The organism is Enterococcus sp. HMSC076E04 (assembly GCF_001814285.1).
Lineage (GTDB): Bacteria > Bacillota > Bacilli > Lactobacillales > Enterococcaceae > Enterococcus_B > Enterococcus_B lactis.
Window position 1 is genome coordinate 30,201 of the sequence record NZ_KV815613.1, and the last position, 22,723, is coordinate 52,923.

The 22,723-nt window shown below is 39.7% G+C and carries 21 protein-coding genes and 1 riboswitch; of the genes, 2 read left to right on the top strand and 19 right to left on the bottom strand.

Annotated features, from left to right (window positions below; translation table 11 throughout):
* Positions 1-10 precede the first annotated feature (10 nt).
* The 10 genes from rsmB to HMPREF2961_RS09415 all read right to left on the bottom strand — a co-directional run bounded on the left by rsmB (position 11) and on the right by HMPREF2961_RS09415 (position 9,856).
* Positions 11-1,369 (bottom strand): 16S rRNA (cytosine(967)-C(5))-methyltransferase RsmB, encoded by a 1,359-nt coding sequence (gene rsmB / locus HMPREF2961_RS09370; RefSeq protein WP_002315894.1) that lies wholly within the window; start codon positions 1,367-1,369, stop codon positions 11-13.
* Complete coding sequence (fmt, locus tag HMPREF2961_RS09375) at positions 1,369-2,307, bottom strand: methionyl-tRNA formyltransferase (RefSeq protein WP_002293059.1); 939 nt, start codon at positions 2,305-2,307, stop codon at positions 1,369-1,371. The genes rsmB and fmt overlap by 1 nt, the downstream gene beginning before the upstream one ends.
* Complete coding sequence (def, locus tag HMPREF2961_RS09380; RefSeq protein WP_002315893.1) at positions 2,300-2,791, bottom strand: peptide deformylase; 492 nt, start codon at positions 2,789-2,791, stop codon at positions 2,300-2,302. Before def ends, fmt begins: the two co-directional genes overlap by 8 nt.
* A gap of 14 nt (positions 2,792-2,805) precedes the next feature.
* A complete protein-coding gene (gene priA / locus HMPREF2961_RS09385) occupies positions 2,806-5,214 on the bottom strand; it encodes a primosomal protein N' (protein WP_002315892.1) in 2,409 nt (802 codons plus the stop codon).
* A gap of 252 nt (positions 5,215-5,466) precedes the next feature.
* On the bottom strand, positions 5,467-5,772 hold the full coding sequence (rpoZ, locus tag HMPREF2961_RS09390) for a DNA-directed RNA polymerase subunit omega (RefSeq protein WP_002287365.1): 306 nt from the start codon (positions 5,770-5,772) through the stop codon (positions 5,467-5,469).
* Between the two features lie 4 nt (positions 5,773-5,776).
* Positions 5,777-6,391, bottom strand: a complete 615-nt coding sequence (gmk, locus tag HMPREF2961_RS09395; protein ID WP_002293062.1) for a guanylate kinase — start codon at positions 6,389-6,391, stop codon at positions 5,777-5,779.
* 364 nt (positions 6,392-6,755) lie between these two features.
* Positions 6,756-7,040: a hypothetical protein gene (locus HMPREF2961_RS09400; protein ID WP_033650092.1), complete on the bottom strand. Its 285-nt coding sequence runs from the start codon at positions 7,038-7,040 to the stop codon at positions 6,756-6,758.
* Between the two features lie 17 nt (positions 7,041-7,057).
* A complete protein-coding gene (locus HMPREF2961_RS09405; protein ID WP_002315890.1) occupies positions 7,058-7,948 on the bottom strand; it encodes a YicC/YloC family endoribonuclease in 891 nt (296 codons plus the stop codon).
* A gap of 19 nt (positions 7,949-7,967) precedes the next feature.
* On the bottom strand, positions 7,968-8,186 hold the full coding sequence (locus HMPREF2961_RS09410) for a YdbC family protein (RefSeq protein WP_002293064.1): 219 nt from the start codon (positions 8,184-8,186) through the stop codon (positions 7,968-7,970).
* Positions 8,156-9,856 carry a patatin-like phospholipase family protein gene (locus tag HMPREF2961_RS09415; protein ID WP_002315889.1) on the bottom strand — a complete coding sequence of 567 codons (1,701 nt, stop codon included), beginning with the start codon at positions 9,854-9,856 and terminating at the stop codon, positions 8,156-8,158. The genes HMPREF2961_RS09410 and HMPREF2961_RS09415 overlap by 31 nt, the downstream gene beginning before the upstream one ends.
* Before the next feature lie 256 nt (positions 9,857-10,112).
* Between HMPREF2961_RS09415 and HMPREF2961_RS09420 the strand changes: the two genes are divergently transcribed.
* On the top strand, positions 10,113-10,886 hold the full coding sequence (locus tag HMPREF2961_RS09420; protein ID WP_025477350.1) for a hypothetical protein: 774 nt from the start codon (positions 10,113-10,115) through the stop codon (positions 10,884-10,886).
* 82 nt (positions 10,887-10,968) lie between these two features.
* Here HMPREF2961_RS09420 and thiT read toward each other — a convergent pair whose 3' ends face one another.
* From thiT to mprF, 9 genes are all read right to left on the bottom strand, one after another.
* Positions 10,969-11,538, bottom strand: coding sequence for an energy-coupled thiamine transporter ThiT (gene thiT / locus HMPREF2961_RS09425; RefSeq protein ID WP_002315887.1), 570 nt, complete (start codon positions 11,536-11,538; stop codon positions 10,969-10,971).
* A gap of 65 nt (positions 11,539-11,603) precedes the next feature.
* Positions 11,604-11,706, bottom strand: a riboswitch (TPP riboswitch).
* Positions 11,707-11,711: 5 nt separating this feature from the next.
* Positions 11,712-12,683 carry a ribose-phosphate diphosphokinase gene (locus HMPREF2961_RS09430; protein WP_002287347.1) on the bottom strand — a complete coding sequence of 324 codons (972 nt, stop codon included), beginning with the start codon at positions 12,681-12,683 and terminating at the stop codon, positions 11,712-11,714.
* 93 nt (positions 12,684-12,776) lie between these two features.
* Positions 12,777-14,150 (bottom strand): bifunctional UDP-N-acetylglucosamine diphosphorylase/glucosamine-1-phosphate N-acetyltransferase GlmU, encoded by a 1,374-nt coding sequence (glmU, locus tag HMPREF2961_RS09435; protein ID WP_002315886.1) that lies wholly within the window; start codon positions 14,148-14,150, stop codon positions 12,777-12,779.
* A 380-nt stretch (positions 14,151-14,530) separates the two neighbouring features.
* A complete protein-coding gene (purR, locus tag HMPREF2961_RS09440; protein WP_002287345.1) occupies positions 14,531-15,349 on the bottom strand; it encodes a pur operon repressor in 819 nt (272 codons plus the stop codon).
* A gap of 166 nt (positions 15,350-15,515) precedes the next feature.
* Positions 15,516-16,340, bottom strand: coding sequence for a metal ABC transporter permease (locus tag HMPREF2961_RS09445; RefSeq protein ID WP_002287344.1), 825 nt, complete (start codon positions 16,338-16,340; stop codon positions 15,516-15,518).
* The gene (locus HMPREF2961_RS09450) at positions 16,313-16,993 is read right to left on the bottom strand and encodes a metal ABC transporter ATP-binding protein (protein ID WP_002315885.1); all 681 of its coding nucleotides are present in this window, start codon (positions 16,991-16,993) and stop codon (positions 16,313-16,315) included. The genes HMPREF2961_RS09445 and HMPREF2961_RS09450 overlap by 28 nt, the downstream gene beginning before the upstream one ends.
* A 21-nt stretch (positions 16,994-17,014) precedes the next feature.
* The gene (locus HMPREF2961_RS09455) at positions 17,015-17,953 is read right to left on the bottom strand and encodes a metal ABC transporter substrate-binding protein (RefSeq protein ID WP_002293072.1); all 939 of its coding nucleotides are present in this window, start codon (positions 17,951-17,953) and stop codon (positions 17,015-17,017) included.
* Between the two features lie 246 nt (positions 17,954-18,199).
* Entirely contained in the window at positions 18,200-19,051 is an 852-nt protein-coding gene (gene ispE / locus HMPREF2961_RS09460) for a 4-(cytidine 5'-diphospho)-2-C-methyl-D-erythritol kinase (RefSeq protein ID WP_002315884.1), read from the bottom strand.
* A gap of 153 nt (positions 19,052-19,204) precedes the next feature.
* Positions 19,205-21,778, bottom strand: a complete 2,574-nt coding sequence (gene mprF, locus HMPREF2961_RS09465; protein ID WP_002315883.1) for a bifunctional lysylphosphatidylglycerol flippase/synthetase MprF — start codon at positions 21,776-21,778, stop codon at positions 19,205-19,207.
* 140 nt (positions 21,779-21,918) lie between these two features.
* Here mprF and proC point away from each other — a divergent pair, with 140 nt between their 5' ends.
* Complete coding sequence (gene proC / locus HMPREF2961_RS09470) at positions 21,919-22,722, top strand: pyrroline-5-carboxylate reductase (RefSeq protein WP_002315882.1); 804 nt, start codon at positions 21,919-21,921, stop codon at positions 22,720-22,722.
* The last annotated feature ends 1 nt before the right edge of the window (position 22,723 follow it).

A 22,723-nucleotide genomic window follows, 5' to 3' on the forward strand; every position in this document is an offset into this window, starting at 1 on the left:
TTTCACCTCATTACTTTTTGCGCAAACAACAAATGAAAAATCCATCTGTGTAAAACTGATGCGGATACAAAGTCAACATTTTCTCTACGATTGATGATTGTAGCATAGGATCGGTCAAAACATCAATCCTCTCAAAATCAGGGTGTGTTTCCAAGAAAGCAGAAACAACGTCTTGGTTTTCTTCTTTTAAGATCGTACAAGTACTATAAGTCAGAATACCGGAAGACTTTAAAGCTGGTGCGCAGCTTTCTAAAATTTCCAATTGGATTTTTGGTAAATTCGCTAATTCATCCGGCTGTTTTTTATAACGGATATCTGGTTTTCGCCGAAGGAGCCCTAGACCTGAACAAGGCGCGTCTACTAAAATCCGATCGAACTGCTCTGGTTCAAACTGCTTGCTGACTTCTCTAGCATCCATCTTTTGAGCGTAAACAGCAGAAGAGACACCCAGACGTGTTGCATTTTCTTCAATGAGTTTGACTTTGTGTTCATGTACATCTAAAGCAATCACTTCCCCACCACATGAGGGATCCAAAAAAGAAGCAATATGTGTCGTCTTACCTCCGGGTGCTGCACAGGCATCTAAGACATGATGTTCATGCTCGATTTGCATAGACGGCGCTACAAGCATCGAACTTTCATCTTGGATCGTCATGACGCCATCGTGGAACAATGAGCTAGAAGCTAAATGCCCTTTTTTCGCTACTATACCGCATGGACTGACTTGGCTTTTTTCAGCTGTGATCTCTTCTTCTTGCAAAACAGTGATGGCCTGATCTCTGGAAAGTCGGCGTGTATCTACTCGGGCACTAGCATGGCTAGGCTGATATAGCGATAAACCGAGCTTTTCAGTTTCTTCGTAACCGATTTGATCCACCAACCGCTTCGTCATCCATAGAGGCAGGCTGATTTTGACAGAAAGTCTTTCGATAGGATCAGCAATGCCTTGCAGATCTGGTGCTCCTTGACGCTGATAATTCCTCAAAACACCATTTACAAATTTTCCTGTCCCAGGATTTCCTTTTACTTTCGCGATTTCGACCGCCTCGTTTAAAATAGCATGTGCAGGGACTTTATCTAAAAATTCTAATTGATATACAGAAAGATAAAGAAGCGTCTTGACCCAGTCATCCACTTTTTTTGCTTTAGCGATCAATGGTGCAACGTAAAATTCCAATAGTCGCTGATGGCTAATCGTACCGTAGATCAATTCTGTAAATAGACCCACATCTTTTTGATTTAGCTCGCTTTGTTTGATCATCTCATTCAACAAAAGATTCGAGTAGGCGCCACCCTTGTTCACTCGCTCTAATGTCAGTAATGCCATATATCGTACAGATTTTTTCATTTTTTTAGGGATTTTTTTCATTATTTCACCTGCTGACCAATCTGAACTTGCTGACCGCTTCCGTTAAGAAAATCGTGTACGGCTTGTTTTCCTTTACCAGCTGGCTGTAATTCATTGATGGCTAATACAGTCTGTTTACCGCAAGCAATCCATAGATTTTTTTTGTCTTTTCGGATGATCGTGCCTGGTGCTTCGTCTGTACTTTCTGCCAGTACTTCAACTGATAATAATTTCCAGCGTGTACCTTCATAAGTCGTGAATGCAATCGGCCAAGGACGCATCCCGCGTACTTGGTTGTCGATTTCTTCTGCAGTTTTATGCCAATCGACCGCTTCTTGTTCACGTGTGATGTTTGGCGAAAAAGTGGCTTTTGACTCGTCTTGAGGAACTGGTTTTTGTCCATTCAAAATATTAGGCAATGTTTCTAGCAATAGCTTTCTTCCTAAAAGGCTGAGCTTTTCAAACATCGTCCCCACATCATCTTGTTTAGTGATTGGCATGCTTTCTTGCGCATAGATTCCGCCTGCATCCATTTTTTTGATCATTTCCATGATCGTTACACCAGTTTCTTTCTCCCCATTCATGATGGCATAATGAACAGGCGCACCTCCCCGATATTTAGGAAGTAAAGAAGCATGGACATTGATTGCCCCTAATTTTGGCACTTGCAATAACTTTTCAGGCAAGAACTGGCCAAACGCCGCAGTGACGATCAAATCAGGTGCCAATTCAATGATTTCTTCCATTTCTGGCGAACCGGAGATTTTCTCTGGTTGCAACACACGGATACCGTGCTTTAGAGCAGCTTCTTTTACCGGTGTCGGCGTAATTACTCGTTTCCGCCCAACTGGACGGTCGGGCTGTGTGACTACTGCCTGGATCTCGTAGCCTGATTCTATCAGCCCTTCAAGAATTGGCACAGAAAAAGCAGGTGTGCCCATAAATACTAACTTAGTCATCAAGATGTTCCTCCATATATTCTTCAAGTTCTTCTTCCGGGATCTGCTGTACCATTTTCTCAATGAACAGAATACCGTCTAAGTGATCGATTTCATGCTGGAAGGCACGGGCTAAATAGCCGAAAGCTGTCACTTCTATCTCTTCTCCATCTCGGTCATAATAGCGTACAGTCACTTCATCTGCTCGCTTGACTGTTCCATAGACATGCGGAATACTGAGACAGCCTTCTACGTCCATGCTTTCACCTTTTGCTTCAATGATTTCTGGGTTTATCAGTTCGAATTTTTCGCCTTCATCTACTTCGATCACAGCGATTCTCTTGTTTTTTCCTACTTGAGGAGCAGCAATCCCTATTCCGTCATTCGCAATCATCGTCTCATATAAGTTGTCTAACAAAGCAATCGTTTCATCCGTGATCACGTCGATTGGCTGAGCAGGTCTTTTTAATTTATCATTAGGGTGGATCAATATAGGATAGCGCATAAGTTGGTCCTTTCTTAAATAAAGTTTAATGGTTCGTTGTCAATTGCCACAAAAAGACCTTGCCGCTGTTCTTTCTGGCTTCCATTCAAGATTTCATCCAAAACATGAGGAAGATTCGGCTCATGTTTATATTTGATGATCAGTTGATAATAGTATCGATTTTTCACTCTCAAAATCATGCTGGGTGTTGGTCCTAGTAACAAACTTTGAGGACTTAATACTTCTTTTAGCTGATTGGCAATCTGAAAGATTTTCTTTGCCGCCACTTGTTCTTCAGGATGGCTGGCAGTTATTTTCACAGTAAAGTAATACGGAGGGTAACCTCCACGATGCCGTACATGCATTTCCTGCTGATAAAACTGTTCATAGTTTTGTTTTTTAGCCAATTCTATAGCGTAATGCTGAGGATTGAACGTTTGGATCACGACTTCGCCTAGTTTTTCCGCTCGTCCTGCTCGTCCTGAAACTTGGGTCAGCAATTGGAATGTATGCTCGCTAGAACGAAAATCCGGTAAATTCAGGGAGGTATCGGCATTCAACACGCCAACTAATGTGACTTCTGGAAAATCCAAGCCTTTAGCGATCATTTGCGTCCCTAATAAAATATCTGCTTCTTTTGCACCGAATTTTTGTAAAATCTGTTCGTGTGCCCCTTTTCTTCGGGTGGTATCTACATCCATACGCAAAATCCTAGCTTGCGGATAAAGTTCTCGGAGTTCCTCTTCTACTTTTTGGGTGCCTGTCCCATAGTAGCGGATTTTGTTGCCCCCACAATTGGGACAGCGATTAGGAATAGGTTCTTCGTGTCCGCAATAATGACAGCGCATCGAACGTGTATCCATATGCAAGGTAAGAGAGATATCGCAATTAGGGCATGGGAGAACAAATCCGCAGTCTCTGCACATCACAAAAGACGAATATCCTCGACGATTGAGCAGTAGGACAGTTTGTTCTTTTTTGTCTAACCGATCTTGTATCTTTTCCTGCAAATTAGCAGAAAAAGTAGAGGTCCGATGATTCTGAAACTCTTCACGCATGTCTACGATCTCAATAGCTGGAAGTTGTGCAGCTACTTTAGCTCGGTGGTTCAACTGCAATAACTGATACACGCCTTTTTGAGCTCGTGCTCTTGATTCCAAAGAGGGTGTCGCACTTCCAAGGACTATTGGGCAATGATGGTATTTACTGCGCCAAATAGCTAAATCTCTCGCATGATAACGCGGCGTCTCATCTTGTTTATAACTTGATTCATGTTCTTCATCGATAATGATCAATCCTATATTTTTCAGCGGAGCAAAAATAGCAGAGCGCGCGCCTACTACTACTTGTGCTTCTTCCCGCTCGATCTTGCGCCATTCATCATATTTTTCACCTTGGGAAAGTCCGCTATGTAAGACCGCAACTGATTCACCGAAGCGTCCTTTGAATCGCTCGACCATTTGCGGAGTCAATGCGATTTCAGGCACTAACATAATAGCCGTTTTATTTTCTGACAAAACATCAGCGATTGATTGAAGATATACTTCTGTTTTTCCACTACCGGTGATTCCCTCTAGCAAAAAGACCTGATCTTTTTGTTGCTGACCTGCTGTGATGATTTGTTCGACAGCATTTTTTTGTTCTGCATTCAGTTCCAATGCCGTCGTTTGGTCAAATACTCGGTCTTGATAAGGGTCTCGATAACGTTCTGATTCTACAAACTCCAGCCAGCCCTTTTCTTTTCCTTGATTCAAGACAGCAGTACTGATTTCTTTATCTTTGAAATAAGCGATTGGTTCTTCTTGGCTCAGTTCAGATAAACACAAAAGAAGCTCTTTTTGTTTCTTGGCATTTTGCCGTAATTTTGCCCATTCTTCTTCGATTTGTTTTTCAGTTAATAGGGAACGGACCAAACGAATCGTTTTTACTTTATTTCGTGTATGGACTTCGTATTTGATATCTACTAATTGCTCTTGGCGCCAACGAATCAACTGAGAAAGGCTGCCTTCTTCTTCTGCTTCTTTCCAGGAAATCACTTCCCGTTGACCAAACAATGCCTGAATTTCTGGTGTATCTGCCAAAGGATAGATCAATTTATCATATTCTGCTTTCATCACACTCGGAAGCATCGTTTGTAGACAAGTGATTTTGAATGCATAAGTGATCTTTTTCATATAATCAGCTAATGAAAGTAATTCTTCATTGACCACTGGGGCAAGGTCCAGCAAACGGATCACTGCCTTCAACGATGGGTTAGCTGATTCTTCTGATTTTTGGATAGCCATAACAAATCCTTGGACATGACGATTGCCATTACCAAAAGGGACCTCTACCCGCATCCCGACTTGCAAAGCTGTTTCCATTTCAGAGGGAACCAGATAGGTGAATGGCTGATCGGTCTGCATAGTAGGTACGTCCACAATGACTTCAGCTGTTAATGTCATGGTTCGTTTCCTCCTTTTTTTGTCTTTTCATATCAAGCGACAAAAAGTTCCTTGCCTATTTTACTAGAGATCGCTGGATTTGTCTTATTTTCTGCCAAATCCTAACAAAAAATTAACAGCGGATAAGAAAAAAAAGAACTGTGTCAAAAAGTTCAGACACAGCCTTTTCTACCAGACAATAAGAGGCGAATGTTTGAAAAGGAAACAGCTGGGTTTGCTTTTCTTTTTAGATGCTCGCTCTACTTTTCTTTATTACATTTTTTGCTCTTCGCGGATACGTGATTCCAATTCGTGTTGTTCACGCTCTTTTTGAGCTTGACGTTCCTCTTCTTCCATCTTCAAACGTTCACGTTTTAATTCAGGATGGGGATCATTGACTACATTCCCTGCATCGATTTCTTCTAAAGCTTGACCAACGCTTTTTACTGAATCAAAAGAATCTAGTGTAGGTTGTGCACTTGCATCCAACTCATGCGCGCGTTTGCTTGCTAAAATTACTAGAGAATATTTTGAATTTACACGATCTAATAGTGAGTCAATTGAAGGTTTTAACATCATAAGACTACATCTCCTTTAACATTTTAATATATTTACCGATTACGCGATCTACTCGAAAATGTTCACTGGCAATAATGTGTTTGATTCGTTCAACTGCTAGCGGCACTTCATCATTTACAACAGCATAGTCGTAAAGAGCCATCATTTCGATTTCTTCTTTTGCAACTTTCATTCGTTCTTCGATTACTTCATCTGCATCTGTTCCTCGGCCTACGATCCGTGATTTTAATTCCGCTAAATCTGGCGGAGTCAAAAAAATGAATACACCATCGGGCACTTTTTCTTTGACTTGTTTTGCTCCTTGGACTTCAATCTCCAAGAAAACATCTTTTCCTTCATCCAATGTCTTGTTGACATATGACAAAGGCGTTCCATAATAATTCCCGACATATTCTGCGTATTCCAGCATCTCTCCAGCTTCGATCATTGATTCAAACTCTTCTTTGCTTCGGAAGAAATAATCAACGCCTTCGACCTCCCCTTCACGCATTTTACGGGTAGTCATTGAGATTGAATACTGAAAATCATTATCCTCACTCTCAAAAATTGCTTTTCGTACTGTGCCTTTTCCTACACCGGATGGACCAGACAACACGATTAATAATCCACGCTCTGACATGACGACGTCCTTTCAACTAGTCTTTTTGTACTTATCGTTTATTTTGCACTTTTTTTCTGCAACTTTCAAGGTTATCTTTAATTATAGCTAGAAATTGGTAAAAAAGCTACCCTGTACCAAGAGGTCGTAAAAAAGCTGCCCTGCATCAAGTAATAAGAACAGCCAAATAAAAATGGCTTCTCACATTTTTGCATAAATTTAGCTTCATACCGAGAAAATGGTTTTTGAACATCACTTATTCAAAATAAAAAAAGGTTGTGACACGAATTTTGTCACAACCTTTAAATGTATTCCTAGAGCAAAGAAGCTAAGCGTAGAAATGCAATTCTGATTATTTATTGTATTTCTTTGTTCAGCATCCTTGCTAAAAGCCCATATTGGACAAAGTATTCACTACACCCATGATCTCATCTTTTCGAGAACGTGCTTTTTCTGTCGGATCTTCTACCTCTTCTGTGTCGATTCGAACAATAAATTTCCGATTCATCGTCACGTAAGCACCGTCGTTGATCAAAATAAACAGTTCGTTCTCAGTATAGTCTGCACAGGCATCTTTCCATACGTCAAAGCCGTTTTTTTCAGAAGGGATATCCCGTTTAACAACAGTTTTTCCACTTAATTCGTGGAACGTTACGTCATAGTATTTCATTGTCTCTACCTCTTTCGTCATTCAATATTTTGGACCTGTTCTCTGATTTTTTCTAAGATCGTCTTGGATTGGACGACTTGATTTTTAATTTCGATTGCATTTGATTTGGAACCGATCGTGTTGATTTCCCGATTCATTTCCTGGATCAAAAAATCTAATTCTCGCCCTACAGGACATTGCGCCTCGATAAGTTCATCTAGTTTTTGGACATGGATTGCCAAACGGTCCAGTTCCTCGTGGATATCTCCACGTTCCAGCAAGATAGCCAACTCCGTCAGCAACCGTTGCTCATCCACTTTCGCTCCAAGAAATTCCTCCAGCTTTTTTTGATACCTTAATTGAAATTCCTGTTCATAGATGTCTACAAAACTATTGAGTTTTTTTAGTACTTGTTTGAATTCTTCCGTGTTCTTTTTCAGCACTGAAGCTAAGGCTTGTCCTTCTTTTTCTCGACTGGCTTCAATAGAATCAAGTGCACTTTTCAATGTATCTAGAGCTAACTGTGCCAATTCTTCCATGCTCTCTTCCGGTTTTTCTTCTACCGTTACGAAGTTTTCATCCAGCGCGAAGCGTTCCGCCAGCCGACGAATTGACACTTGATTTTGACTCCCGTATCGTTGTTGAATCCCGTCTGTCAATTGGGTGATAAGTGAATCAATCAATTCCCAGTTGATGACGATCTGCTTTTCATTTTTGCCAATATAAGCTAGATTCACAAATACCTCGATCCGTCCGCGGCTTAACTGCTGTTTGATAAGCTGACGAAAATCGTTTTCAATAAAGTTCAGGATTTTAGGACTTCGTATTTGGACATCTAGAAAACGCTGATTGACACTTTTTATTTCGATATCTAGCTGATATGCTTTTGTTTCGCGGATGGCTTTGCCAAAACCAGTCATACTTTTCATTCGACAGGGTCCTTCCTCATTACATATTTTCTATTGCTTTTTGCAGTTGTTCAAACTCTTCGTTCGTCAGTGTCAGCCCTTTCCCCATCTTTTCATGGTCGGGTGCCCAATCTCGAAGATCGAATTTTGGCGGACGACCATTCCAGCTGACTAAGTTCAGCTCTTTACGCCATCCTTTGTTGTTTTCTGATAAAACAGCGATTTCTTCTACGATTTCATATGAAAATTCTTGTGCCATGGTTGTTCCTCCTTGAGATAATATAAATATAGGATCAGTAATGTGTCAACTGGCTGTTCAAGCAGTTCACGCTGCAAACGATCCTTACATTTTTCTTGCAGCAGTTTTTCAAAATAAACGGCTTTCGTGCGTTCATTTTGTATTTTCTGCTGATATTTTCGATACCTCCGCCATTCTTCTGTACTTAATTGACCAACTTGTGCCAATAAATCGTCTGGCATACTTTTTCTATCTTGTTGGCAGATCATTTGAAACATCCAATCTACTTCATAGACTTTGTTTGGCAATAAAAAATGTTTTTTTGCTAAAAGTTCCAGCATCGCCAGTCCGCATGTTTCTGGTTCGACCCTGTTCTTATATATATTACGCAGTTTTTGCCAAAATTTTATGGTTTTGAAAAAAGATAGCTCTAACTGAAGTTCTTTTATTAAGTAAGATAAAAATCCACGCCAGCATGTTCCTGCTTGTTTGACAGAATCAAATGTATACCAATTCCCGTAGTAACAGCCTAATCGTTTTTTCATTTCCAGATAGCCTAATTGTAAATTTAATTGGTTTCTTTGGCTATCAAAAAGCAGAAAGCTGCCAAGCGTCCACAATGTTTGACATTTCCAATGGATAAACGTATCTGGCACACGGATTCTTTTCGCTGGCCCTGGTCCTTGCACATCCACGACAAACGCCTCTGTTGCGCCTTCGTTAATCGCGATATCAATAGGAATTTTGTTACGATATCCACCATCTGCATATTTATTTTTTCCGATCTTTCGGTAAGCCATAGCAGGATAAAATGAAGCAGAGGCAAGTATCCAATCTGGTATTTCTTCTGTTTTTGTTTGTTGGATAGCAGTCACTACTTCCGCTAGTTCTGGCAATTTAGTAGACACCGTGTATAAACGTATTTTGGAATTGTATTTGAGCAAAGACAAATCTAAATTTTCCTTGACCAGCTTTTCCAATGGCGCAGACGAAACCCCACCTTCAACTAGTGCCGTTTTCGTCATTTGGCGTCTTTCTTGATAGAAACGTTCACGCAAGTCTTCTACGTCAGCCATTTCTGGTAACGCAAGCACTTGTCTGGTTGATAGCTTTTTCCATAAACCCAGAGCTTTTTCCATGTCTCCTTGTAAAATCAATGCGCCGTTCAGCGCACCTACCGAGGTCCCAGTGATGATTTCAAATTGGATGTTATGTTCCTTCAGCGCCTGCCATACACCAATCTGATAGGCACCGTGTGCTCCCCCTCCTCCTAATACAAGTGCTGTGTGATAGACCAGCTTTTTATTTAGTTGCATGGTTCCTTGATAGCCGTTTTTATGAAAAATACGCAACCATTCTTCTGATAGAGGAGATTGAAATAAAAAACAACAGTTTTCTTTAATAAAAAAACGAGCGCAAGCTTCCATATGCTGAAAAAGTTTTTGCCATTCAAAAGTTACGCCTTCGATCAGCAAGTTATTAAAAATAACATCTTCTCTACTTTTATCAATAGTAAAATAGATGGTATATTTTTTTGATACTGCTTCAAAGGCACATTGCTTTTTTGCAGAACGCCAAAATGCTTCTCTACTTTCTTGATGGCTTTGAAAAAACGGAAGAGGTTGTTTTGCTTGGTTGATACGCGAATACAGCGACATTTTCTGTGAAAAGTAAACTTTTTTTATCTCCATCGCTTTCTCCTTTTTCTTCAAGTATACCAGTACGTCGAAAAAAGTTCATGAGTATCGTATTCGACTTTGGATATTCCATAAGAAAACAATTCATAAAACCACCTTTAAATAAAAAATACAAAAATTAATTGAAAATGAGAGTATTTTCAATGAAAACGTGATTTTGTAATGGAATTTTAAAATAAAAGAAACAAGCTTTTTTTATGCAAATGTTGTAAAATAAAAGAGATTAAGAGGAAATAAGAGGAGGAACATGATGACTGAGTCAGTTTATGTACATATTGATACCACAAGTAATGCTGTTTTAACAAAAGGACTGACTGCTACTGATTTTGCAAACAGTATCGTGCATTTTCCTCAAAACTTGCTCTTGCTTGATCCATCTGCTTCTGCTGGAGAATACGAATCTCATACAGGACTGAAAGTAATCCGTGGTACAGAAAATATCCAGCGTTTCTTTTCCTCTTCTCGAAACAGGCGTGGATTCGATGAATTGAAATGGATCGACTTTACTGATTTAACGATGCTGAAAGAATTGACACCTTTAGAAATTTCAGAATTGTTATATTTTGGCCATATGAAAACACACCTCCACTCACCATTTTTTTATAAGCTACAAAATAATTTCGTGTACTTCGATCTGAACGATCAATTGAACCGAATTTATTATCGCTATTTAGATGAATTTTACAGGATTTTTGCTAGTAAATTAAGTTCTATCCTGTCAGATAAGATCAATGTAAAAAAATCCTTTTTTAAAAAGGAAACTCCTGTTGAAAAAATCAGTGTGGAATTATTGAAAGAAATGCGTAATTTAATGCAGGAAGGGATCATTTTTTCTTTTGATCAAGTTGGTTTGATCGATGACGAATACCGTATTCCTATTTATGTGATTGAGGACTATATTTGGAAATTGAAAGGTACTCGGTATCGGGAAGAAGAAGTCGTCGCTACTTTAATCTACTCTGGCAACGATCGACGCTGGCAATTGGTAGAAGATGCCGGTCTTTCTTATCTGCCATTGAAGTGAATCTATTTCTTACCGAAAAACAAAAAGGAAACAAGGAACTTAGGACATGATTCTGTCTCAAGTTTTTTGTTTCCTTTTTTATTTAAAGATTCTGTCGTTTATCTGGCACAAAAAGCGATGGAATCGTTTGTTGGATCCCTAATAAAACGATCATCGTCACAATCGCTGTGCTCAACCCGCTAGCACCATTCATTACGAAAGAAAAGAGCCAAGGATTCATCCCCCATAGTGCATAGGCTCCCCAGAAAACAACTCCCGCAATAAAATGCCAAAAATATCTGGAAAGTGCGCCAATCAATGCACCAAACACTATGTTTTTTCTGATTTGTTTCGTATTTCCATCTGCATAGCTTTTTTGGACATTTGAAGCCATGAGCCCTGCTGCACCTGCAAAAGTATAAGCAATCGGATACTCAATCAACACTTGAACGACACTTAAATAATAAACTTGTCCCAACGGAAAGTGTAAGATCCCCCAAATGAAACCTGCTAGCATCCCTGCCTTTGCCCCTCTTCTTAACGCAAAAAGCGTCAACGGAATCTGCCCTAATGAAATAGAAAAACTGCTGCCGATCTGGATTGGTATCAATGACAGCACCATCGCTAACGCTGCAACAATCGTTCCTTCTACCCAAACTCTATTTTTTCCCATAAAAAAACTTCCTCCTTTGAATAAAAAAGTCACAAAGGAGGAAGCAGCTTTCGAAAATTTTCAAACAGCTGTTTTTTCACAATTCCTACGCTCGCATAACCGAAACAGGTACGAAGGGTTTAGAAATAGATTCAATCTCAGCCCAATTGGACTCCCCTTTGTGAGTTTATTTATTATTTATTTTTTGTTTCAAATAATGGACTAACTGGTTTGTTTTCATGGATACGTTTGATTGCATCTCCCATTAGTCCGCCAACACTTACTTCATCGATTTTATCGATTTTACGATCTTCTGGAAGATAGATCGAGTCTGTGACAACTAGTCGCTCGATAGCTGAATCTTCTATTCTTTGTAAAGCAGGACCAGATAATACTGGATGGGTACATGAAGCATACACACTTGTTGCACCAGCTTCTTTCAAAGCATTGGCAGCCAATGTGATCGTACCTGCTGTATCGATCATATCGTCGATCAGTACACAAGTTTTGCCTTTGACTTGACCAATGATGTTCATTACTTCTGCAACATTTGCTTTTGGACGGCGTTTGTCGATGATCGCAATCGGAGATTTCAAGAATTCCGCTAATTTACGTGCTCGTGTAACGCCACCGTGGTCTGGTGAAACAACGACAACATCATCGCCTTTGATTCCTTTTTCCAAGAAATAATTAGCAATAAGTGGCGCACCCATCAAATGATCGACGGGAATATCAAAGAAACCTTGGATTTGGACTGCATGAAGGTCCAAAGTCAGCATTCGTGTTGCACCGGCTTTTTGGATCATGTTTGCTACTAATTTCGCTGTGATTGGTTCCCGTGCACGTGCTTTACGATCTTGACGCGCATAACCATAATAAGGCATGACTACGTTGATTGTTTTTGCACTTGCTCGTTTCAGTGCATCAATCATGATCAGCAACTCCATCAAGTTATCATTGACTGGGCTGCTCGTTGATTGGATCACATAGACATGCGATCCACGAATACTTTCTTCAATGTTTACTTGAATTTCTCCATCACTAAATTGAGTAACAGATGATTTTCCTAACTCGACACCGACTGCTGCTGCAATTTTCTCTGCTAATGGGCGATTGGAATTTAACGCAAAAATTTTTAATCTTGGGTCAAAGTAATGTTTTGACATGGGGACCTCCACTTTCTTTTTCACAACTCTAGAATTCTACCTAATAAATAGTAGTCATATTTTTTAAATAAATCAAGTGATTTTGCAAAAGTCTTAGTTTAGATAAGGGAGTTTTTTTGCATATCCTTCTTTATTGACTTGTCTTGCTCTCGCAATTGCCAGCGCATATTCTGGAATATCGTCTGTAATTGTTGACCCGGCAGCAATCGAACTGTTTTTAGCTACCTCGACAGGTCCGATGATATTCGTGCTAGAACCAATAAAGCTGTGGTCGCCGACAGTCGTATGATGCTTGTTCTTTCCATCATAGTTGACAAAGACAACACCACATCCGACATTGATCTCTTCTCCCAACGTAGCATCACCAACATACGTCAAGTGACCGACTTTCGTTCCTTTGCCGATTTGAGCATTTTTCACTTCCACAAAGTTTCCGATATGGACGTTTTCGCCAATTTCAGCTTTTGGTCGTAAATGTGCATAAGGTCCCACATCTGCATGTTTCTTGACATGGCTGCTTTCAATGACTGAGTTTTCAATGACGACGTGATCCTCAATCCTACTGTCTACGATTTTTGAATGTGCCCCGATGACACAATCAGAACCGATGACTGTATTGCCTTGGATTTGTACACCTGCTTCAATCAATGTGTCTGGACCAATCTCTACGCCTGCATCGATGTATGTCGTTGCTGAATCGACAAAGCTTACGCCATTGACCATATGCATCTGGTTGATCCGCTTTCTCATGATCTCATTTGCTTTAGCTAACGCGATCCGATCATTGACTCCCATTGATTCTTCGAAATCATCTGTTTGATAAGCAGCAACTGTATTGCCTTCTTCTTTTAAGATTTCGATGATATCTGTCAGATAGTATTCACCTTGAGCATTGTTTGTTCCGACTTTGCTTAACGCATCGAACAAAGCTTCGTTGTCAAAACAGTATGTTCCTGTATTGATTTCTTGTACAAGTGCTTCTTCTGGTGTTGCGTCTTTTTGTTCCACGATTTTTTCTACGATCCCAATATGGTCACGAATGATCCGACCATATCCTGTTGGGTTTTCTGCTTGTGCCGTCAAGATCGTCGCACTTGCATTTTTTCCTTGGTGATATTCAAAAAGATTGTTCAGCGTTTCAGTAGTCAATAATGGTGTATCGCCACTGATAACTAACGTCGTTCCTTTTTTTCCTTCCAAGAAAGAAGCGGCTTGCAAAACAGCATGTCCTGTTCCCAATTGCTCCGCCTGTAACGCATATTTACTGCGTTCTCCTAGTTGTGCTTTGACTTGTTCTGCTCCGTGTCCAACGATGGTAATCACTTCATCTGGTTTCGTTTCACTGACCCGATTGATGATATGTTCTACCATAGGTTTACCAGAGACGGGATGTAAAACTTTATATAATTTTGACTTCATGCGGGTACCTTTCCCTGCCGCCAAAATAATTGCATAACGTGCGTCCAACTGCGTCACTCCTAAATATAGTTTGCTGATTTCAGTTTATCCCAGTATACCCATTTTTTCAACAAAACAAGTGATTTTCTTTCATCACGGTGTTCTTTGGATAAAAAAATAGATAGACCATAAAGGGCCTATCTATTGGGTAACCGGCGCTCTCCTACCAACCCCTCAGTCACAAGTCACACTACTCATAAAACATGAAAAGCTGTTTTTTGAAATCGTTTCTTGTGACTTAGAGTTAAACGGTAGGCTTACAACCTCTAGATAAACGGTGTTCAAAAGCCAGTTTCTCGGTATTAAGCCAAATTTATGCAAAAATGTGGAAAGCCATTTTCACAAAATTTTTCTTAATACTCGAAACTAAGCGGCTTTTTCACAACCTCTTATTCTGAAAAATAATTTCCCGGCACAACCGTGATATTTTTCGTTTGAGTATCTACATCTTTGACATAAAGCAGTGACGTATAATCATCGATAGCGCGATGTCCGTTGAATTTCGATTCGGCAAATACAGTGATGCCAACAAGTTCTGATTCGAATTCTTCGATCAAGCTCTTCATTCCGTTGACTGTTCCGCCGCCTTTCATGAAATCATCCACTACAAGGACACGTGAACCACGTTTCAAGCTTCTCTTAGACAATTCCATTTTTTCAATTCTTTCAGAAGAACCGGACACATAGTTGACACTGACTGTTGATCCTTCTGTTATTTTTGAGTCTCGGCGTACAATAACGAATGGTGCATTCAGATAATAGGACACAGCTTGGGCAATAGGTACGCCTTTTGTGGCCACAGTCATTACAGCATCGATTTTTTCACCAAGGTATTTAGAAGCAATGATTCTCCCAACTTGACGCAGCAGTTCAGGTTCTCCTAACAAATCAGAGAGATAAACATATCCTCCTGGAAGCAGACGATCTTGTTCTGATAGACGTTCTGCTAGAGATTCAATATATTTTTTCGCCTCTTCATATGAAATTTCAGGGATGAACAATACACCACCTGCAGCACCTGGGATTGTTTCCAAGGTACCATACCCTCGTTCTTTAAATGTTTTCTTGATGATTCCCAAATCTTCACTGATGGAAGATTTAGCAGATTCATAACGTTCGGCAAAGCTTGTTAAGGAAATCAATTCATGCGGGTGATTCAATAAATACTGTGTCATGTCAACCAGACGTTCACTGCGACGTACTTTCACCTATTCCAACTCCTTTTAAGAAATTTTATCGTTTTACATTATATAAGTTTTTCTTCAAAAATTCGAGCATTTTATGAAAAAATAAGAAAATAGTTCGGTATTTATTAAAATAAAAAGAAGCCTATAAAAAATTTTTCGTTTTTATCAGGCTTCTTTTCTTTATCATTCAGTTATTTTTTCTTCTAAAGGCAACCAATATTCGTTTGATGATATTTACAATCAGGAACAAAGCAATAAAGACTAATGTGATTGTTGCTCCTGGAGGGGTATCTAGATAAAACGAGCTAGTCAATCCTGACAGCATCCCTAGAAATCCGACACAAACACTGATAGCAATCACAACATTGAAACTTTTACCTAACCGCATACCGATTGCTGCAGGAAGAACCATGATTGCGGATATCAAAAGTGCACCGGCAATCGGGATCATCACAGCAATAGCTACACCAGTAATCACATTGAACATCATTGACATCAAATGAACGGGTAATCCATCCACATGGGCGGTATCCTCATCAAAAGTCAGAACATACATCGGACGTTTGAATAAAAAGAACAATATACCGATCGCAACGAATAAGATTCCTAAAAAGATGACTTGCTCCCAAGTAATGGTCACGATCGAACCAAACAGATAAGATTGGATGCTTGTTGCAGAATTCCCGCCACTCAGATTCATTAATACTAAAGCTAGCGCTAAACCGCCAGCCATTAAAATGGCAATGGAGATTTCCGAATAGGTTCGGTAGATCGTTCGCAGATATTCCAATATCACAGCTGCTAGCACAACGACTAGCATGGTCGTAAGTGTAGGATTAAGGTTCAAAAAGAATCCTAACGCTACCCCTGCTAAAGAGACATGAGAAAGTGTATCAGCCATCAGCGATTGTCTTCTGATCACTAAAAACACACCTAGCATCGGGGCGATCCCCGCTATGAAGATAGCCGCAAGAAAAGCTCTTCTCATGAATTCATATGAAAGCAACGCCATTGAGAATCCTCCTTTCTCACCAGTCGGATCTGTCTGTCCGCATACTGTTTGATATCTTCATGATCATGAGTGATCATTAGAACTGATTTCCCATGGACATGGGCACTATGTCGAAGAAGGCGATAAAACTCATTTCGAGACTCTTCATCCATTCCTGTTGTTGGCTCATCAAGGACAAATAAGTCAGGATCAGTAGCAAAAATACGTGCTAAGCTGATCCGCTGCTTTTGTCCGCCAGACAATTCACCTATCCGCCGGTTTCGCATATCCCACATCCCAACAGCTTCTAGAGCCCGCTGTACATGTTGATGATCTTTTTCAGAGAGACGCTTGAACCAGCGGCCTCTTGGGTATCTTCCTGATCGGACTAATTCGATCACCGTACTTGGAAAACCTGCATTGAAAGATGCAACTTGTTGGGGAATATAGCCGATACTTAATTTTTTTCCCTCTTGATTTTTCTCAGCAATCTTTATCGTTCCTTTTGAAGGTTTCAGTAATCCTAACGATGCTTTCACCAAGGTTGACTTGGCTGCTCCATTTTCTCCAGTCAAAATGACAAATTCACCCGCGTCTACATGATAGGAGACATCTTCTAGTACTGGTTCATCATCATAATAAAAGGTCAAATCAGATATTTCGATGTAACGCACCTTATAACCTCCATTCTAGACTTAATTGATACTTTCTTTTAAAGCTTCCAGATTTTTTTCCATGACAGAAATATAATTTTCGCCTGCTTTGATTTGTTCATTGGTCAAGCTTTCTAAAGGATTCAACACCTCTAACTTCACACCCGTTTCATTCGATAATGTCTCTGCCACCTTCGAAGAGGCATTTTCTTCAAAGTAAATCACTTTGATGTTGTTTTTCTTCACAAATTCTTTTAGTTCAGCTAAGCGGCTTGGTGTTGGTTCCTGATCTGGCGAAACACCTGAAATCGCCACTTGTTCTAAGTTGTATTGATTCGCTAAATAGGCAAAAGCAGCATGCTGAGTGACGAATGTGCGGTTTGTTGCATTTTTGAGTTCTTCGGAGTATTTTTGATCCAGTGCTTCAAGCTTTTTGATATAAGCATCAGCATTCTTCGTAAATATTTCCTTTTTATCTGGATATTTTTCGCCTAATTCTCCAGCAATCGTTCTGACTTCTTTTATAGCTAATACCGGATCGAGCCAAACATGGGGATCATATTCATGCGCATGATCATGTCCTTCTTCTGATTCTTCGTGTTCGTCTGCTTCTTGAGATTCTAAGCGGTCAATTCCTTTAGCTGCTTCGATCATCAAGGTCTGTTTGCTGTCCACTGAATCCTTCAACGAATCCACGAAAAATTCCATGTCTGAACTATTATACACGAAAACATCTGCATCGGAAATTTCTGCTCTTTCTTTTGCGCTTGGTTCAAAATCATGAGGCTCCGTTCCGGCAGGGATCAAAAGTTTCACGTTTCCTTCGTCCCCTACGATCTCTTTTGTAAAATCATATATCGGATAAAATGTCGTAACGATCGTCAAGTCTTCTTTTTTATCTGCTTCCTTATTCGTATTTCCACATGCTGCAAACAATAAAGCACCTATCATTACCGTAGCTGTCAAAAGATATTTTTTCATCTATATGCTCCTTTCAAATAAACAAATCGTAATTTTACGATTTATCAACGTGAATTAATGTATCAAAATAAAAAAACGCCGTCAATAGAAATCCATCAATTTCTGATTTAAACATGGATATTCTGATTAAATCGTAAAATGGATGAGTTAACACTCATGTTTAAGCTGTTCATTACAATAAAAAAACTGAAGAATCCCATTTTAGGACTCCTCAGTCTTTTCTTACCTGTTTTACTTCTTCTATTTTTATTGCAAGGTTCGTACTAAATAAACTTCTTCACAAAAACCCTTTAACCCATTATATACTCTCTGCGCTCTTGAATAATGTTGGCACAAGGCAAAAACGGTTGGTCCGCTTCCACTCATCAATGCAGCATCTGCTCCGTACTTGACCATACGCTCTTTGATTTGATGGATGACTGGATGCCGGTTTCCCGTTACATCTTCTAAACTGTTTCCCATTTTTTTGATCATCTGCTGATAATCTTGCTCTCGGATGGCTTCAACAAGTCCGTGGATATCTTGATGTTGGATAGCTTGCGTATCTACTTCCCTAAACACTGTACGTGTGGAAACGCTCATTCTTGGTTTGACCAACACAACCCAGCACTGCGGCATAGAAGGTAATACTTGGATTTCTTCCCCTTTACCTCCGACAAAAGCCGTACTTCCATATACACAGTAAGGAACGTCTGTACCAACTTCCAAACCAATCTCTGCTAGCTCTTCTAATGAACAGCCTAGATTCCATAATTGGTTGAGCCCTCTTAAAGCAGCTGCACAGTCTGTACTTCCTCCGCCTAATCCAGCGGCTACTGGAATATTCTTCTTAACAAAGATCTTGACACCGGTTTTGATATTGTATTTGTTTTTTAATAATAAAGCAGCTTGATAAACATTGTTACGCTCATCTACCGGTAAAAATGCTTTATTTGTTTCTACAATGATTTTGTCTTCTGCTATTTCTTCAAAAAATAGATGATCTGCCAAGTCTACGCTCGACATCACCATTTCCAACTCATGATACCCATCTTGCCGTCTATATAATACATCCAGTCCTAAATTTATCTTGGCTGGCGCTTTTTCAATCAATTCCATCCTCTCACCCATTCGAAAAGTCTAAGTCGCAAGTATTCTATCATAGGGAAAAATAAAAGTATAGCTTATGTCCGCCTAGCTGTTGATTTTGTCATCGTTTCAACAGCTTTCATAGAATTTTCTCTTCATAATCCACATAAACTCTAGTGATTCTTATAATTCTGTGAGCACTTCTTCTGCCAAACTCGGCACATTTCCTTTTTCTTTCCCTATCAGACTGAGCAGCTGCATGGTAGCAAATCCGAAATTACTTCCTTTACGATATGCAAAGTAGCGACCTTCCCAATGATCGACATATTTTAATTTCTTTTCATAAGCAGACTGGAAGGAATAGAAAAAATTACCATAATTATATACGATATGCATGACTTTTTCTTGAAAGAAAGAAAAATCTGTTTCTCCAACATTTGCTAAAGGAGCTAATCCTAGATTTGCTTCCAGATAGCCCATTTTCTCGTATACAATGAACAAATTAGCTAATAGATAATCCGCTAATTCTTCAGGCTCTTCAGGCAAGATTCGCAGCAAATCATACCCCGCTTGTTCTTTCGTCATCGGTTGAGCGGTGATGAAGCCTACGACTTTTTGATCTTTACGGACAATACCGACGCCACTAGACAATACATAGGATTCATCGAATCGTCCCACAGAAAAGTATTTTTCTCGTGCCCCGTGAAGCCATTTTTGTGAAACTTCATTTACAGCTTGATGTAATTCTTCTGGTAGTTGGTCGTACCAAGTGAAATGGTATCCTTCTTTCATCAAACGTTGATATTCAAGTTGCTGACTCAGCCGAGACAAGTCTTCTGTCGCTAGATCAACAATTCCTGCTTCACCTACTTTCGTGAAATGAAAGCCCAATTCGTGAAGCATCACTACGTAGCTTTCTGATATCTTATAAAAAGCAAGCTGATAACCTAAACAATCTGCTCGTTTCATGAACTGATTCGTTGCTGCCCGCATCATTTTGGGATTACCAATTGGATCTCCTAAAACAAAGCATTTGTTCCCTTTGATTTGATAGCCAAAAACGACTTGGTCTTGGTCGTCTTTTTGGTAATAAAAATAACTGTATCCTGGCAAGCGAAGCTGATGGCTTGTAGCTGTGCCTCCATATGTTTCCAATAAACGGTCAAAACGTTCTTTTTCGTACTCAATGCCAAGCGTCGTAGGATCTTCTGCTAAGTATTGATAAAGCGCCACTAAAGCTAGCAATGAGATGCCCAAACCAATGAGCCCTGAGAACCACACATCATCTGAAGGAAACAAAATAAAATGGTTACCTGTTATCCGTCCAACTAAAAAGCGTCCACTATGATAACCTGCAATTGCGTAAACAATAAACAAGAAACCGAACAAGCTAGCATCAAAGAGTATAGCTCCCCAAGAATAAACGAATTTTGTTCGATAAAATTCTTTTCTAGATAACCACACAGCCAATAGAATCAAGACATATACCAATAACAATTGCCAAGATAATGTACGTGTGATCGTATTTAAAATACCAAAAGCTAGTAAAGCGATCGTAGGCAGAAATGCCTTTTTGACTTTTACTGAAAGTGCTCGAGCAAGACCGAGCAATAAAAAGCCCACTAATAGGTTCAATGTCTGGTCTAAAAAGTTGAACGAGAACGGCAATAATACCTGAAACAGCCGACTGATTGCAGACAGATTAGTGATCGTTGACAGGAGTACCATCATGATCCCTGCAAAATATACAGCACTTACGAGCACGATATGCGCAACCTTTTGGAAAAATAATCGCGGTATATTATCTAAAAATCGATTGATTTTGACTCCTGTATGTGTGATGAACAATAGAAGTCCCGTCAAAAAAGGCAGGACATAATAAAACAACCGATAATATAACAACCAAACTACTGCTACGTCTTGCCGAACAGACAATTGACTCATTCCTAAGATCATCAAAACATCAAAAGTCCCCATTCCACCTGGGACCATTGTCAACATTCCTATCAGCGTCGCAATCATGAACATAGGATAGATCGAAAACATGGAAATATCTATTCTCATCAACTTGCCGATAGTCAGAAATACTGCAAGTGCCCCCGTCCATTGTCCAAAGGATGCCAGTAGCAGACCAAGTAAGCCTTTTGGATAAAACTCAGAGAACAAGGTCTTTCTCTTTAGGTAAGCAAAAAAGAAAATGACTGGCGCTAAAAAACTACCGCCGAAAAGCCAGATCCAATAGCTCCGAAAAATACTTTCTGACTGAATAAAAAAGACATCAATAAATGTAAGAAATGACCATACAGACAAACCAGTCAGCATAAATAGTGCGACTTTTGAAACAGTCACTAAAACCATTTTCCTATTTGTCTGCTTTCCATAAAAACTAGCCCGAAGACTTGCTCCTACCACACCACCAAAACCGGCGAGATTGTTGATCGTGTTTGTTACCCACGCAGCAAGAAGAAACTCTTTTCTTTCCATTTTTGGTTTTCCTTGTTTTTCTAAGACTCTGATCGTCACCCAATCATACAACAACATCGGAGTGACACCCAGCAGTCCAGCCAGAATCATGAGCAGGATCGTCATATGGCTTTGTTGTCCCATCCTTTGCCAAATATCTTGCCAACTCATGCCATTAGCAATATTTGCGACTTGATTTGCCACAAAGACTAACACGGAGCCGAAAAAAATCAATTTTAAAATCAGACTATGTTCCTTTATCCATTGCAGCATCAAGTATCGTTTATTTTTCACATTTTCCCATTCCTAACTTGTATACTTTTGTGTTATACCCCAATGTTATCTTATTTATTTTAATTTTTCCACTTTAGACCTGTTCTTTGCTTGCGATCATAGAAAAAGAAAGATATCCTAATGCTAAAGGAGAGGATAACATGAAAGTAGGATTTATCGGTACAGGGAATATGGCACAAGCTATTATTGATGGTTTATTGAAAACAGGAACAGTCTCGAAAGAAGAAGTGTTCGTTTCCAGTGGTCATTCTGAAAATGCACAAACATTCGCTGCTGAAACTGGCGTCCATGCGTGCAAAAGCAACCAGGAAGTTGCATCAAAATCAGATATCGTTCTTTTAGCCGTGAAACCAAAAATCATTGAAAAAGTATTGAAAGAACTAAAAGAATACAGCCAGAAGGTCTTATTCATTTCTATTGCTTCAGGAAAATCATTAACAGATTTAGAAACAGCGCTTGAAGATCCTCAGGCCTCCATCGTACGTGTGATGCCGAATGTCAATGTCAGCGTAGGAGCAGGCGTTTCTGCGATTTGCAAAAATGAAGCTGCTACGGATGAACAGCTTCAACAAGCCACGATAATTTTTGAAGCAATCGGTAGCGTCTATCCTTTAGCAGAAGCAGATTTCAGTACATTCATCGGACTTGCTGGCAGCTCGCCCGCATTCATTTATATGCTGATCGATGCGATGGGACGGACTGGTGTATTAAATGGTTTGTCCAAACAAACAGCAACTGAAATTGCTGCAAAAGCAATCATGGGTTCTTGTCAAAAATTCCTTTCAAGTGATAAAAATCCATGGGAACTTGTAGACCAAGTTTCTTCTCCTGGTGGTACGACCGTTGCCGGTGTAGTTGCCCTAGAAGAAGCAGGATTCATCCCAGCAATCATCAAAGGAATCAATACGACGATCGAGAAAGATCTTGAGATGTTGAATAAATAAT